The 15,591-nt window shown below is 49.4% G+C and carries 15 protein-coding genes; 9 read left to right on the top strand and 6 right to left on the bottom strand.

All coding sequences use genetic code 11. From position 1 onward, the window contains the following. Position 1 precedes the first annotated feature (1 nt). Complete coding sequence (locus AC1RVX_RS16305) at positions 2–1,615, bottom strand: NAD+ synthase (protein ID WP_493217655.1); 1,614 nt, start codon at positions 1,613–1,615, stop codon at positions 2–4. Between the two features lie 26 nt (positions 1,616–1,641). On the opposite strand from AC1RVX_RS16305, the gene AC1RVX_RS16300 reads away from it, so the two are divergent. Further along, entirely contained in the window at positions 1,642–2,823 is a 1,182-nt protein-coding gene (locus AC1RVX_RS16300; protein WP_493217654.1) for a GNAT family N-acetyltransferase, read from the top strand. Positions 2,824–2,854: 31 nt separating this feature from the next. Next, positions 2,855–3,910 (top strand): serine/threonine protein kinase, encoded by a 1,056-nt coding sequence (locus AC1RVX_RS16295; RefSeq protein WP_493217653.1) that lies wholly within the window; start codon positions 2,855–2,857, stop codon positions 3,908–3,910. A 232-nt stretch (positions 3,911–4,142) separates the two neighbouring features. On the opposite strand, the gene ppa is transcribed toward AC1RVX_RS16295, so the two are convergent. The 5 genes from ppa to hemC form a co-directional block, all read right to left on the bottom strand. Next, positions 4,143–4,679 (bottom strand): inorganic diphosphatase, encoded by a 537-nt coding sequence (ppa, locus tag AC1RVX_RS16290; protein ID WP_493217652.1) that lies wholly within the window; start codon positions 4,677–4,679, stop codon positions 4,143–4,145. A gap of 96 nt (positions 4,680–4,775) precedes the next feature. After that, positions 4,776–5,972 (bottom strand): heme biosynthesis HemY N-terminal domain-containing protein, encoded by a 1,197-nt coding sequence (locus tag AC1RVX_RS16285; RefSeq protein WP_493217651.1) that lies wholly within the window; start codon positions 5,970–5,972, stop codon positions 4,776–4,778. Positions 5,973–5,976: 4 nt separating this feature from the next. Then, positions 5,977–7,044: a uroporphyrinogen-III C-methyltransferase gene (locus AC1RVX_RS16280; RefSeq protein WP_493217944.1), complete on the bottom strand. Its 1,068-nt coding sequence runs from the start codon at positions 7,042–7,044 to the stop codon at positions 5,977–5,979. A gap of 101 nt (positions 7,045–7,145) precedes the next feature. Next, entirely contained in the window at positions 7,146–7,949 is an 804-nt protein-coding gene (locus AC1RVX_RS16275; RefSeq protein WP_493217650.1) for a uroporphyrinogen-III synthase, read from the bottom strand. Between the two features lie 9 nt (positions 7,950–7,958). Continuing rightward, the gene (gene hemC / locus AC1RVX_RS16270) at positions 7,959–8,906 is read right to left on the bottom strand and encodes a hydroxymethylbilane synthase (RefSeq protein WP_493217649.1); all 948 of its coding nucleotides are present in this window, start codon (positions 8,904–8,906) and stop codon (positions 7,959–7,961) included. Between the two features lie 299 nt (positions 8,907–9,205). Between hemC and trpS the strand changes: the two genes are divergently transcribed. From trpS to AC1RVX_RS16235, 7 genes are all read left to right on the top strand, one after another. Continuing rightward, positions 9,206–10,225, top strand: a complete 1,020-nt coding sequence (trpS, locus tag AC1RVX_RS16265; RefSeq protein WP_493217648.1) for a tryptophan--tRNA ligase — start codon at positions 9,206–9,208, stop codon at positions 10,223–10,225. 64 nt (positions 10,226–10,289) lie between these two features. Further along, positions 10,290–11,516: a winged helix-turn-helix domain-containing protein gene (locus AC1RVX_RS16260; RefSeq protein ID WP_493217647.1), complete on the top strand. Its 1,227-nt coding sequence runs from the start codon at positions 10,290–10,292 to the stop codon at positions 11,514–11,516. Between the two features lie 200 nt (positions 11,517–11,716). After that, a complete protein-coding gene (locus AC1RVX_RS16255; RefSeq protein WP_493217646.1) occupies positions 11,717–12,172 on the top strand; it encodes a universal stress protein in 456 nt (151 codons plus the stop codon). 96 nt (positions 12,173–12,268) lie between these two features. After that, positions 12,269–12,910, top strand: a complete 642-nt coding sequence (locus AC1RVX_RS16250; protein ID WP_493217645.1) for a response regulator — start codon at positions 12,269–12,271, stop codon at positions 12,908–12,910. Positions 12,911–13,154: 244 nt separating this feature from the next. Continuing rightward, on the top strand, positions 13,155–13,538 hold the full coding sequence (locus AC1RVX_RS16245) for a response regulator (protein WP_493217644.1): 384 nt from the start codon (positions 13,155–13,157) through the stop codon (positions 13,536–13,538). Positions 13,539–13,563: 25 nt separating this feature from the next. After that, complete coding sequence (locus tag AC1RVX_RS16240) at positions 13,564–14,463, top strand: helix-turn-helix domain-containing protein (protein ID WP_493217643.1); 900 nt, start codon at positions 13,564–13,566, stop codon at positions 14,461–14,463. Between the two features lie 257 nt (positions 14,464–14,720). Continuing rightward, on the top strand, positions 14,721–15,560 hold the full coding sequence (locus AC1RVX_RS16235; protein WP_493217642.1) for a universal stress protein: 840 nt from the start codon (positions 14,721–14,723) through the stop codon (positions 15,558–15,560). Positions 15,561–15,591 lie beyond the last annotated feature (31 nt).

Here is a 15,591-nt window from a genome sequence, read left to right as displayed (position 1 = left end):
ACTAGTCTCTAAACTTCGAGGTAATAGGATAACGCCAGTCACGCCCAAAGGCACGATGGGTAATCCTGATACCTATGGGCGCTTGACGCCGCTTGTATTCATTAATCTTGATCAGACGGGTGATGCGTTCTACATCTTCCGTCTTGTATCCGGCTGCAACGATCTCTGCACGGGCCTTATTTTCTTCCATATACATGGACATGATGCCATCCAGGACGTCATACGGCGGCAAAGAATCCTGATCCTTTTGATCAGGTCGCAATTCAGCCGACGGTGCTCTGGTCAATATCCGTTCGGGTATCACCGCGGACAGGGTATTGCGATAAGCGCACAGGCGATACACCAGGGTTTTAGCAATATCCTTGATGACCGCAAAGCCACCTGCCATATCTCCATACAAAGTACAGTAACCAACTGCCATTTCACTCTTGTTACCGGTCGTCAAAACGATGGAACCATATTTATTCGACAAGGCCATCAACAAGGTACCGCGTATCCTGGCCTGAATATTTTCCTCGGTCGTGTCTTCTTTCAACCCGGCAAATTCCTGGCTGAGTGTAGAGCGGAAGGCGTCAAAACAATCACTGATGGCAATTTCATCATAGCGCACGCCTATGCGTGCCACCATGTCGCGTGAATCTATCCAGGAGATATCGGCAGTATAAGGTGATGGCATCATGATGGCCCTGACCTTGTCTGCTCCCAGCGCATCAACAGCAATTGCCAATACCAGGGCAGAATCCACACCGCCCGACAAACCTAGCAAGATACTGGGAAACCCATTCTTGCCCACATAATCGCGCACTCCCATCACCAGCGCTTGATACACTTCGGCTTCGAGCGACAAAGCAGGTTCAATATGTGCTGGCAAGGGTTGGGCACCATCAAATTCAATGACTTGCAAATCAGCTTCGCAATGCCTCAATTGAGCACATATCTGACCTTGCGCATCCATAACAAAAGAATTGCCGTCAAAGATCAGTTCGTCCTGCCCACCCACCAGGTTCGCATACACCAGCGACAAACCTTGCGAGATCACATTACTGCGCATCACGTCGTAACGCTGATGCTGCTTGCCCATGTGATACGGCGAACCATTAGGCACCAGCAAAACTTGTGCACCAGCCTGTCTTGCCAATGCAGGCGCATCAGGCAGCCAGGTATCTTCGCAGATGTTGACGCCAAAATTGACGCCTTTTACCTCAAATACACAAGCCTGAACAGAAGATGAAAAATAACGCTTTTCATCAAACACCATGTCATTTGGCAAATCGCGCTTGAAATACACTGCTTTTACGACACCATCTTGCAACACGGAAACAGCATTATACCGCCTGCCATCTGATTCCGCCGGATGTCCGACCAAAACAGCAAGTCCCGGAAATAGCGTAAGCTGCTTGCCAAGCGCTGTTAATGCCTGTGCAGTTTCAAGGTAAAACGCCTGTCGCAGCAACAAATCTTCAGGCGGATAACCAACCAGGGATAACTCCGGGGTCACAAGTATGTCTGCACCCTGCTCCGCAGCGCGGCGGGCATACTCTACAATCTGTACAGCATTACCGGCAAGATCACCGACAACACTATTCATCTGGGCAATGGCAACTTTTACTGTCATAGTGGCAAATCTGTTTTAAATCGAAAATGAAATTTGAATCTATTGCACCGCATTATCGCATGCGCATCGTCACTTCACTGTCTGACATAGCGCAGTTTCAATGGGATACACTGATTGCCGCGCAATCACATCCCAATCCGTTTTTATCTTATGCTTTTTTACACGCCCTGCATGAATCCGGCTCGGCGTGCGCCCAAAGCGGCTGGCAACCCAGCTTCATCACCCTATGGGAAGGCGAGCAACTGATTGCCGCCCTGCCTCTGTACGAAAAAAACCATTCCTATGGTGAATACGTTTTCGACTGGGCCTGGGCTGAAGCATATCAGCGTTATGGATTCGCCTATTATCCCAAATTGCTGTCGGCAATACCATTTACGCCGGTTACCGGCAATCGACTGCTGGCTACTACGCCGCAAGCGCAGGATGCCTTGGTAACAGCCCTGCAAGAGCTGCAAAAAGCCGGTGAATTCTCATCCAGCCACTTGCTGTTCCTGCCGGAAGACCAGGCGCAGCGGCTGGGCCAGGCGGGTTATCTGTTACGCATGAGCGTGCAGTTTCATTGGGAAAATCGCGACTATCGCTGCTTTGAAGATTTCCTGGATGGCCTGGACAAGAAGAAGCGCAAAAATATCCGTGCCGAACGCCGCAAGGTCAGCGACGCCGATATACAGTTTCTGCATATCAAGGGCAGCGATATGCTGGAAGAAGACTGGTTATTCTTCAAACACTGCTATGACCATACTTACAGGGAACACCACTCTACACCCTACCTGAATCTGGATTTTTTCTTGCGTATAGGAAAAACCATGCCTGAACATATCCATTTGATTTTTGCATTGCGCTCAGGCAAGAGAATTGCTGCATCGCTGCTGATTCATGACCATGATACGGTATATGGCAGATATTGGGGTTGCCTGGAGCACCACCCTTGCCTGCATTTTGAAACTGCCTATTACCAGGCCATAGAATTTTGCATACAGGAAAAAATTCGCATCTTTGAAGGTGGAGCCCAAGGAGAGCACAAAATGGCACGAGGCTTTTTACCTACCAGGACCTGGTCTGCCCATCATTTAAGCCATCAGGATTTTGCGAATGCAGTGTCAGATTTTCTTAGACGAGAAACTGGCGGGGTCGAACTGTATTTCAACGAACTCAACGAACATTCACCTTACAAATCTTCACAGTTTGATATTACCCCCCCTACTTGAAATTTTACCTAGATCAGGGCATCCTGTGGCCATGCAAAATAATTTCATTCCCACACCGAACCTGCCCCCTGCTCCATTACCAACCAAGCGTGTTGGCCGCTTTTATCTAAGCGAAAGAATAGGTATGGGATCGAATGGTGCTGTCTACCGTGGACACGATCCTGTCATCGACCGTGATGTTGCGATCAAAATATTTAGCGCAGGCAATAATGCAGCTGACAAGAAGCAGCGTGAACAACAGTTCATCAATGAAGCTCGCGCTGCCGGTCGCCTGTCTCATCCCAATATAGTGACGATTTTTGATGCTTCCAGTGAAGGTGGAAGCACTTTTATTGCGATGGAATTTCTGCAAGGCAAAGATTTGCGACATTTATTGGCTGATGGCAAGCAGTTTGACATCATAGAAACTGCCAATATCATACAAAAAATAGCTGACGCGTTGGAATACGCCCATGGCAACGGTGTGATACACCGTGATATCAAGCCTGCCAACATCTTTGTTCTGCCAAGCCAGCAACCTAAAGTCGTCGATTTTGGTATTGCCCGCGCACCCAACCGTGTACTTGATGAAACCAGGGAACAGGCACACACCCTGTTCAACAACAACATCATGGGAACACCTAACTACATGTCACCGGAACAGGCCAATGGCAAACAAGTCACGGCATTGACAGATGTGTACTCATTGGGTGCCGTTATGTATGAAATGCTGACCGGACAAAAGCCTTTTCAGTCACAAGATGTGGACAAATTATTGCAACAAATTGTAAGTAAGCCACCTAAAAATCCATCAGAAATCAGCGCCAGTATTCCAGAATCGCTGTCCAGAATCGTCATGAAAGCCATGCAAAAAGATCCTGCTGCACGTTATGAAAGTGCCGCCGAGATGTCATTGGCGCTGGAAAAATTTCTTGATCGCGATAGAAAACTGAAGCGTAAACGCATGAAACAGGGAAGCAACAACGAAATTGATAAAGATATGGCAGAAACCGGCCATTCAAATTCCTGGCTGAGTTGGGTTGCAGTTGTCCTTGCCGTTCTGGCAGTGGCGGGCTATTTCCTGAATAAATCACAGATATTGCAGTAAGCAGAATTCTTTGAGCAAAAAAATGGGGCGATATGATATCGCCCCATTTTTTCCATGAACCTGTTTACGATCTGTAGCGAGCGTGCGCCAGCGGGGTCAGGGTAACTAAGCGCAGCGCAAAAAGCGGAATGTACTCTGGTACATGAGCATTTTGAGCAGCAAATGAGCCCCGCATGGACTCCGGCTGCGCACGCGCAGTAAGATCGGAAACAGGTTCTAAGCAACAAGCAAATTATGCATGCGCCTTGTTGTAGTTTTCAACGCCAGCCATGATCTCGGCTTTGGCTTCCTCTGGGCCGCCCCAGCCTTCAATTTTCACCCATTTGCCTGGTTCCAGGTCTTTGTAATGTTCAAAGAAATGCTGGATTTGACGCAAGCGCAGATCATTCAGATCTTCTGGTTGTTGCCAGTGTGTGTAGATAGGCAAAATCTTGTCTACCGGAACTGCCAGCACTTTGGCATCATCGCCGCCCTCATCCTTCATTTTAAGGACGCCAATCGCACGGCAACGCACCACCACGCCAGGAATCAGCGGGAAAGGAGTAATCACCAGTACGTCTACCGGATCACCGTCACCAGCGATAGTACGTGGTACATAACCATAGTTGCACGGATAATGCATGGCTGTTCCCATGAAACGATCAACGAAGATCGCTCCACTTTCCTTATCCACTTCATACTTGACCGGATCACCGTTCATGGGGATTTCGATAATGACGTTGAAATCATTCGGCAGATCACGACCTGCAGGGACTTTATTCAAGCTCATGTTGCACTTTCTGTATAAGTATCAATAGAAGAAATCAATCTGGGTGGGATTATATCGGCTTTCAACACACAATTGTGCGTCGCAGCAGGCGTCTGCTTATAACATGGTCGCCATTGCACATTGACGGTAATGGCTGGCGGCCTCTTCTGCCTGACCAAGTGCTTCATGCAACTGGGCCAGTTTCAGATTGGCTTCGCGAACGGTTCGCGGATCAACCGCATCCGACAGCGCCTGCTCCATGTGTCTTTGCGCCTTACCCCACAATTTTTGTCTCAGACACAGTGTACCAAGTGTCAATGCCAGTTCAGGATCAGTAGGATGCTGCTCTGACCATTTTTCACAATGTTCAATTTGTGACAACAATGCTGCAGAACCTTCTGAAGCAGCGGCGTCACGATAGGTACGCATCAGGCGTTCATCCCAGTCTTCACTCAAGGCTTTTTCCACAATGCCACGTGCATCGTCAAACAGGCCATGGGAATTGAAGGCGCTGGCAGCAACGAAAGCAACAAAAGCCAATTTGCGATCAGATTGCGGGATTTCATACCAAACCAGGCGTATTGATTCAGCATCATGCCCCTGATTTGTCAGAAGATCTTCATAGGCCAGTTCACGCAGACGTTGCGACAAAGCGGGATGCAGCGCACGATGCTTGTCCAGAGTACGAACCAGCTTCAGCACCTCTTGCCATTTTTGCGCCTGCTGATTGGCTTTCAGCGCCCAGCGCAATACCTGGATATGCCGTACACCACTTGAATTCAATTCACGTACTGCTTCCAATGCCTTACCGGACTGATGCTGATCTACCAGCAGCTCTGTCATACTGACCAGACGTGCCACTTTAAAATTGTTGTCGGTTTCAATACCGGAAAACCAGGAGTCACGACGTTCAAACTGGCTCATGTGATGCGCAGCGCGGGCACCGATCAGCGATGCCACGCTGGCATTTTCAGGTAAATCAGTGGCGCGCATTGCGGCTTTTTCAGCATGCCCAAAACGCCCTTCAAACAATGCCTTCAGCGCTTCACGCAAAGCCTTATTGCTATCTTTTTCACGCTTGCTCTGGCGATACAGGGCAACCTTGCGCGGTAATTTCCGGGTGGTGACAATAGCTCGTATGACCAGATATAGCGCTACAAACAGTACCAGCACCAGAAACAGAAAAAAATTCAATGACAGGTCTATCCGGTAAGGCGGATAAAACAAAACCACATTACCGGGGTTGTAACGCGCGCCTACGGCAAGACCTACGGCAAGCGCAAACAAAATCAGAAGCCGGATAAAAATTCGCATACTGTTAAGGCTTCACTTTATAGTTACGTACTGCATTCAGACTCTCGGCCAGGGTCGGCATTTCTATTGACAGGTTACTGCCCTGTACCTGACGCAACAGTGCCTGTACGGTCTGTGTCTGCTTGGCTCTGGTATCAAAGTATTTGGCAATGGCATCCTGGGCAGCGATCATGTCGCTCCTGAAAATACTTTCATTCCGTGACAGTAAGGCCAGGCGTGCATTGAGTAGTCTCAACTTCAGATTTTCACGTGCAAAATATGATTGTGATGGCGTCAGCAGCAGTACGTCTGGCGTCTCAACATTACGTACACGTATCAGTTGTCGTACCTCATTCCACATTTCACTGGAAAAACTTTGCCAGGTATCTTGCAGGCGCATGCTCCATGTATTTTCCTCTATCTCCGCTACCGGTTGCTGCACTGTTTTTGTACCAGGCAGCGATTTTGGCAACGATTTTGGCAAGACGCGCAAGGGCGCTTTAGGTGGTGTTGCAGAGATGACGGACTTTTCATCTGCCCACAAAGGGATATGGTCTATCTGCGCAATCACGCTATCCAGACGCAGAGCGACGCCTGGCAAATCCAGCGCTGGCAGAGACTTCAGTCTTTCTATGTCCTTTGCGATTGCGCGGCGTATGGAAATGAATTGCGGCTTTTCCGATTTGGCCAGGCGACCATCTGCGTTTTGCAAAGCAATCAGCGCACCTTGCACATTTCCTGCCAGCTGTAACTGCTGGCTGGCAGTGGCCAATACCTGCTCGATTTCAGCCAGCGCCCAGTCATCACGGTTCCTGGACAAGTCCTGATACAACTGTTCGAGCGCCAGTTGCTGACTTTGCGCCTCGGATTGCTTGCCTTCCAGCAAAATCACCTTGGATTGAACTTCCTTGGTGGTTTCCTGCACATTGCGCGCCAATACCTTGGTTTCACTGCTATTGGTATCGGCACTGAGCAGACGGCGTGCGACCTCTTCACGCAGGCTGGTGATCTGGTTTTGCGACGACCACCAGTTTACCGCCAGTAGCACGGCCAGAATACCGGAAGCCAGATAGGCCGGATTCCCCCATGCCATTGACTTATCGTTTTCCTGCGGCACAGAATTGACCGACTGTCGAGCCGCTGGCTCAACAGGATTTGCCGTCATTGCGGCTTCAGAATTTGGTTGCTGTTCACTCATAGCCGAGATTGTAACGCGACAAGCAGTTGTTCGTCGCCAGAAGCTGTTAAGGTAATAGATTGAAATCCCAGGGATTTCGCGGTTTCTTCAATACGAATGTGTGGAACCAAGAGTTGCTGCCGTTGCATTTTTGCCACGCCGTCAGGTAAACCCAGCTTGTCGACATCATGCATCAGATTGCGCAATGCTTCCGAACTGGTGACAACCCACTGGTTTTCCTGCTCCAGCAAAAGATGCAATTGCTGCGCCCTGACTTCATTCAACTGCGGCGCCACACGACGATAAGCCGCCAACTGAGTGACTGTTATACCACGTGCCCGCAATGCATCAGCCAAAAGTTCGCGTCCACTTTCACCACGTACGATCAAGACTTTTTTTCCGTGCAAGGCAGCACAGTCGAGTTCATCCAGCAAGGTTTCAGAATCAGTCTTGAAACGGTTGCGTGGCCGGATGATGTCGGTATTCTGGTCATTCAAACCAAATTCGGCCAAGCGTAAGCGGCTACCTTCACCCATCACCGCAACCGGGATTTCTTTCGGATAGTTGGTGACATGGCGAAAGAAGGCATCAATCGCATTCGGACTGACAAAGGCCAGCAAGGCATAGTCCTGCAAGTGGGCGATTTCGGCGATCAATTGACTTTCATCCGCCAATGGCTGGATTTCCAGCAACGGGAAAAGCACCCAGTGCCGCCCCATTGCCTGCAGTCTGCGCGCAAAGTCTTCTGCCTGTGCGACAGGCCGGGTAATGACCACCGCCCCACCGCCGGCACTACCGTCAACGCGTTTCGTGTCACCCATGAAGAGGAATTACTCCGTAACCTGGGCTTTGCACACGGCCAGGATGCCTTCTGCATCCTGCGCTGACAATGCCTGTGCCAGTTGCTGCCCCAGAGCAAGGGCCTGAGTAGCGTCGCCGGAAACTTCAGCCCGTGCGATACGGCTACCATCTGGCGTTGCCACCATGGCACGTATATACATCTTGCCCTGATTAACTGTCGCAAATGCTGCCAGCGGAATTTGGCAGCTGCCACCAAACGCCTTGGATACGGTACGTTCTGCAGTCACTGCCTGGGCCGTTTCAGTATGGTTCAAAGCTGCCAGCATGGCTTGCAACTCTGGGTGATTGTCCGGTATTTCTATCGCCATGGCCCCCTGACCCGCTGCTGGCAGACTTTGTTCTGGCTCCAGGCAGGCGCGTATTCTTTCTGGCAATCCCAGACGCTTAAGACCGGCTGCAGCCAGGATGATGGCTGCATATTCGCCACTATCAAGCTTGCGCAAACGGGTATCAAGGTTGCCACGCAAAGGGCGAATAACCAGATGCGGGAAACGTGCAGCAATCAGTGCCTGGCGTCGCAAGCTGCTGGTACCCACCACGGCACCAGCAGGCAGACTGTCGAGACCAGCATAATCATTCGAAACAAATGCATCACGCGGGTCTTCGCGTTCAAGAATGGCGGCCAGGGCAAAGCCTTCTGGCAAATCCATGGGCACGTCCTTGAGCGAATGCACGGCCAGGTCAGCGCGCCCCTCAGCCATGGCGACTTCCAGTTCCTTCACAAACAAGCCTTTTCCACCAACTTTTGACAACGCCTTATCAAGAATCTGGTCACCACGTGTGGTCATCCCCAGTATCTCTATCTGCCAATCAGGGTACAGCGCTGCCAGACGGTCGCGCACATGTTCGGCCTGCCACATTGCCAAACGACTCTCGCGTGAGGCAATAATCAATTTTTTAGGGCTTGAGCTTGTCAAAATAAGGCTACTTTCAACTATGTAAAAATGAACCGCGATTTTATCATTTTGGGAAATGACTTTATAAGTAATTCAGATGACAAGATGATAGTTTTAAGTAAATTAAGTCAAAATCTAGTGTAGATCAAGGATAAAAAGCTTGTGAATCTGGTCAAACTTGACACATCCAGTCTGAAAACGGCATCATAGCTACAGAACACGCCTTGATATACGCCATGCCGCCGGGACCTTCGCGGCATTTTTTACGTATACTTCAGGTTCTGTCAGCACTTTCACCGCATTACCCAACTGGATTTAGCATGCTCCCTGGTACCGAAGACAAAAAACACTTGATACTGACTGGCGATCGCCCGACTGGCCCCCTGCACCTTGGCCATTTTGTAGGTAGCCTGCGCAACCGCGTTAAATTTCAGCATCAGTATGAACAATACATCATGCTGGCCGATGCCCAGGCATTGACCGACAATATGGAAAACCCTGCCAAAGTCCATGACAATGTCATGGAAGTGGCACTCGATTATCTGGCAGTCGGCATAGACCCCGCCAAATCAACGATATTTATCCAGTCACAAATTCCTGAACTGACGGAATTAACTTTCTACTACCTGAACCTGGTAACGGTAGCACGCCTGGAACGTAACCCCACTATCAAGCAAGAAATAGTCTTGCGCAATTTTGAGCGTGACATCCCTGCTGGTTTCCTGACTTATCCAGTCAGCCAGGCTGCCGATATCACTGCCTTCAAGGCCAGCCTGGTACCAGTCGGTGAAGATCAGATACCAATGATAGAGCAGACCAATGAAATCGTGCGCCGCTTCAATCGTCTGGCCAATAAAGAGATTCTGGTGGAATGCCAGGCGTTGGTTCCAGAAATTGGTCGCTTGCCAGGCGTTGATGGCAAAGCCAAGATGAGTAAATCACTGGGCAATGTCATCAATCTCGGTTTTACGCCTGCTGAAATCAAGGCAGCCGTGCGCAATGTCTACACTGACCCCTTGCATCTGCGTGTCGCCGATCCCGGGCACCTGGAAGGTAATGTCGCCTTTATCTATCTGGATGCATTCGACGAAGATAAAACCGGCCTGCAAGAAATGAAAGACCATTACGTGCGTGGTGGTCTGGGGGACAGCATCGTCAAAGCCAGACTGGAAGGCATCTTGCAAGATATGCTGAAGCCAATTCGTGAACGTCGCGAAGAATACGCAAAAGACCGTGGCCAGGTTTTGCAGATGCTCAAGGAGGGCACACGCAAAGCGCGCGAAATCGCTGCGCAAACAACTGATGAAGTCAGGACAGCAATTGGATTGAAGCACTTTTAATCTACCGGGGGATGCTATCCCCCGCCGCCCCTCCTCTCCCGCCCCATTTTCGGACGATAACTTGATGAGCACAACTGATTTTCATCTGACGCTCAGTTCTGCTCGCGCACTGCATCTGGCAGCACAAGGTTTGTTGAATCCCTCGCCGCGAAAAGCCAGCAAACAAGATGTGCTGGCCTGCATACGTAATATGTCGGCGCTGCAGATTGACACCATCAGCGTGGTTGCGCGCAGCCCTTATCTGGTACTGTGGAGCCGGCTGGGCAATTACCCGCATGAATGGCTGCATGAATTACTGGAAGAAGGCCTGCTGTTTGAATACTGGTCGCACGAAGCCTGCTTTTTACCGATAGAAGATTATGGCCTGTATCGCCACCAAATGGTGTCACCACAGGGAATGGGCTGGAAATACAATCATAAGTGGCTGAAAGAACATGCCACTCAGGTTGAAAGCATCCGTCAGCATATTCGCGAAAATGGAGCCAGTCGTTCAGCAGATTTTGAACGTACCGATGGCAAAAGTGGAGGCTGGTGGGAATGGAAACCAGAAAAACGCTCACTTGAAGTCCTGTTCACTACTGGTGAGTTGATGGTCGCCAAACGCCATAATTTCCAGCGCATTTATGACTTGCGTGAACGCGTGCATCCCAAATGGAATGATAAAAAACATCTGAAACCCATCCTGCATTGCGAGCGTACGCAAATCTTGCAATCAGTCCGTGCCCAGGGTATTTGCAAGGCGAACTGGATCAGCGATTATTTCCGCATGGGCAAACCCGACATCAGCAACCAGCCAGCACAACTGGTCAAGGAAGGTTTACTGATACCAGTCACGGTAGATCAGCACGATGCCCTGTTTTATGTGCATCCGGATCGCCGGGATCTACTGGGACGGGCGAGCGAGAATCAGTTGAAAGCTACTGCGACCCGTATTCTTTCACCTTTCGACCCTGTGGTCTGGGACAGAAAACGTGCAATAGACCTGTTTGACTTTGACTATAAACTCGAATGCTATACACCGGCACCAAAACGACGTTACGGTTATTTCACATTACCCATCTTGCGTCGGGGTGCCCTGATCGGGCGCATGGATGCCAAAGCCCATCGCAAGGAAGGCATGCTGGAAATAAAAGCTTTGCATCTGGAACCAGGTACGCGTATATCACATAGCCTGGCAAAGGATCTCGCAAAAACCTTGAGTGAATTTGCCTACTGGCATGAATGTAATGACATCCAGCTGAAACACAATCATTCACCAGAGCTCATTTCGCTTTTGCAAGCACTAATATAACTTTGCAACCCGGATTCAGCTGACTAAACTGTAGTCAGACGATCAAGCTGCTCAAGAATTTCCTATATGGAAATACGGCTCATTCCCGTGCGGCAATGCGCTGCTTAATAAATCATCAAGTCCCTTGTTTGAAATCAAAGCAAGTGTAACAATCCAGATGCAGACTAGTCAGAACTCATCAACGATGAAAGGCACAGGATATGTACTCCAAAATCTTGTTACCAACCGATGGCTCGGAACTATCCCACGCTTGTGTCACCGCAGGCCTGGAATTTGCGCAACAATTAAAAGCGGGAGTAGTTGCCGTATTTGTTGCCAGTAATTATCAGTATCCACTTTATGTAGATATCGTGCCACCCAATGGTCCAACTGAGGATGAATACAAGGCAGCGATGCGGACCATGGCTGAAGGTTATCTGCAACCGATCAGGGAAGTCGCCGCTGTGGCGGGATTACCCTATCAGGAAGTCATACAGTTCAATGACTCTACTGCCAAGGAAATTGTACATACTGCACAGGAATATGGATGTGACCTGATTTTCATGGGCTCGCATGGCAGAAGCGGCCTGGGTCAATTCTTGTTGGGCAGCGTGACTACCAAAGTATTGTCCTTGTGCCAGATTCCTGTATTAGTGCACCGTATCAAACATCACTGAACACACACGGTCAGCCCTTACAGTACAATAGCGTTTTACCTTGTCTGGCCAAACACCAGACAAGACTAACCATGTTTAACGCTGTGTACACTGACGATGACTCGCATACTGATTGCTGACGACCATACCATCATGCGTGAGGGTTTGAAACGCATCCTGGACGGCATAGAAGATATTCAGGTCATCGGTGAAGCCATTGACGGCTTTGATACACTGGAAAAAGTCCGCAGCCTGAAATTTGATGTCTTGCTAATGGATTTGTCCATGCCAGGTCGTAGCGGTGTAGACCTGATACGTCAGATCAAGGACGAATATCCAAAACTTCCGATATTGATACTGACCATGCATGAGGAAGAACAATATGCGGTAAGAGCTATCCGTGCAGGAGCCCGTGGTTACCTCACCAAGGAAAGTGCAGGTACACAGCTGGTCACGGCCCTGCGCAAAGTGGCATCGGGTCGTCCATATATCAGTATAGAAGTGGCCGAACAACTGGCCATGAATGCCATGCCTGCCGACGATAGCCTCCCGCACACCAGCCTGTCTGATCGCGAATTTGAAGTATTCAGCCATCTGGTCAAAGGCAAAACCATAACCGAAATTGGCGACCTCCTGCATTTGAGCGTCAAAACCGTCAGTACCCACAAGACCAGAATCATGCAAAAAATGAACATGAATAATCTGTCTGACCTTGTGCAATATGCAGTAGCCCATCATTTACTGCAGCCTCAAGCCTGAACTACCGGGCGCAGCACCGACTGCGTCCTTTCCTGCCCCCCCCTCACCATCCAGCCCTCCCTCACTTGCAGCTCGCTAGAACTCATTTCATCAATAGGGGTGAGATGAGTTCTAGGAATATTCCTACGCGTTGGTCTGTAAATCTGACACTTTGAATCAGCCGATGCTGATTTAAATCAAGGTTCATGTTCACGATAATAGAGTCTAAGCAAACACAGCAGCACTGACCACTTAACTCAAAACCATGAACCTGTATATCGTAGAAGATTCAACTCTGATTCAACAGCGCCTGATCCAATTCATAGAAGAAGTACCGGGCATGCATGTGGTTGGGGTTGCAAGCGATATCAGTCACGCCATGCAAGGTATTCTGGATAAACACGCTGACGCCATGATTCTCGATATTCAGTTACCAGATGGGAATGGCTTGCAATTGCTGAAGAACATCAAGCAAAGCAAACCAGAAATCAAAGTGGTGGTCCTGACCAACCATGCAACAGAAGACAACCGCTTGCATGCAATGCGCGCTGGTGCAGACGGCTTTCTCGATAAATCTACCGATTTTGGCCTGCTTCAAGACTTTCTGCTGCGCTTGCAGCAACCAGATTCAAATACTCAAATCAATTAACGTCGTTTACCTTAAGGGGATCACCATGACTACAGCATCGTTCACTATCGGCAAAACCAGCCTGTCTTCTACCGCTGTCAAAGGAGCATTTCCATCCGCTGCGAGCGAAGCTGGCTGGCGTTGTCATGGCAACCTGTGGTCGAATCTGCGTGAAGTCTGTGATCTCTTGCACATCCCCGCACCGGCAGCATCTGCCGACGAAGAACAATTGTTCCAGCATGTACGCTTCAAGGCAGGTCAAAGAGTACATACAATAGGTCAGGATTTTGAAACCCTGTACATCGTCAATTCCGGCTTCCTGAAAACCGTACTCATTGATGAGTACGGCAATGAGCAGGTATTGAGCTTCCCTATGAAAGGTGACTTGTTAGGCATAGATGGCATCCATAACCAGCATCACGCTTCTGAAGCAGTAGCGCTGTCCGACTGCGACATTATTTTGCTGCCGTACAAAACCTTTTCTGCTCTTGGTCGTAACTATGCTGAACTGGAACAAGCCATGTTCAGCGTCATGAGCCGGGAACTGGTACGCGAGCAACTGATGATAGGTATGCTTAGCGCCCTCAGCGCCGAAGCCAAGGTTGCCCGTTTCCTCACCAATCTGGGTGAGCGCTTCAGTCAGCTCGGTTATTCCGGCAAATCTTTCAATCTGCGCATGACCAGACACGAAATTGGAAGTTACCTGGGTCTGACGCTGGAAACCGTCAGCCGCACCCTGTCTGCCTTTAACGAACTTGGCCTGATCAGTGTTGAACAACGCCAGATCGCCCTGCTGGACATCCATGCACTGAAAACTTTGCGTCGTCTGCCACCAGCCAAAACACGTATCAAAGTAAGTGAAAAAGTCAGTGAAAAAGTTTCGGCGCTGGTTGGCAAAAATTTATTACCTCAATGGAACAAAGAGATTGCCGTTGCCTTAAATTAGTATAAGCTTGAATTGTGTATATGATATGTTTGTCAGTATATGTATTTAGGACTTACGCAAAATTGTCCCAGCAAGGCGTCAGCGACGAAGACAGTACTTTAGTACGCGGCTCCTAGGAGAGGAGCTGCAACGCAGCTGGGGCGGTTTTGCGTAAATCCTAATATTGTCTGACTTACCTGTTTTTGGCTGGCATATTGCCAACCAACATGATGATAGCTTGGTGTTTTTCCACGATAACTCAATCAAGGAGCGAAAACATGGCGTATAAAACCATATTGGTTCATGTAGACGAATCAGAAAGATCAAATTTTCGGGTGCAACTGGCTGCCGAAATCGCCAAAAGTGATGCGGCCCATCTGATAGGCACAGCTGTCACGGGAGTGTCCCGTTTCATCTATCAGGATGGCAACATCAGCGCAAATGATCCGAATCTGACCATACACCTCAAATACCTGCGTGAAAGGGCTGAAAAAGCTATCGACAACTTCAACAAGCAAGTCGAATCATCAGGTGTTAACTCCTATGAAAGCATGATCGCCAATGATGAGGCTGGTGGTGGTATAGGCTTGCAGGCACGCTACAGTGACCTGGTGATCATAGGCCAGACTAATCGCGACGAGCCATCACCGTCTGTCCTGCCAGATTTTCCTGAATATCTGATCATGAATTCCGGCAGACCAGTATTGATTATTCCGTATGTTGGTGATTTCACCTCCGTTGCCAAGCGCCCATTGATCGCGTGGGACGCCAGTCGCGAAGCTACGCGCGCCATCACTGATGCTATCCCCCTGTTGAAACGAGCAGACCTGGTTCAGGTCGCCATCTTCAATTCCAAATCAGTACCAGATACACATGGCGAACAGCCAGGTGGTGATATTGCACTGTACCTGGCAAGGCATGGCATCAAGGTGGAAGTATCTGTCCACAAAACCAATACTGATATTGGTAATGCCCTGTTGTCCCTGGCGCACGATGTTGACAGTGACATGCTGGTCATGGGTGGCTATGGTCACTCCCGTTTCCGTGAAATGATCATGGGCGGCGTCACCAGAACCATACTGGAAAGCATGACTGTACCAGTATTAATGTCGCACTAAATTCAGACTCGGTGGCAAGCTATGCTTGCCA

This window comes from Undibacterium sp. GW821-FHT11B02 (genome assembly GCF_058808955.1).
Note: the sequence above shows the minus strand (reverse complement) of the source record. Positions and strands in the feature narration are given on the sequence as shown.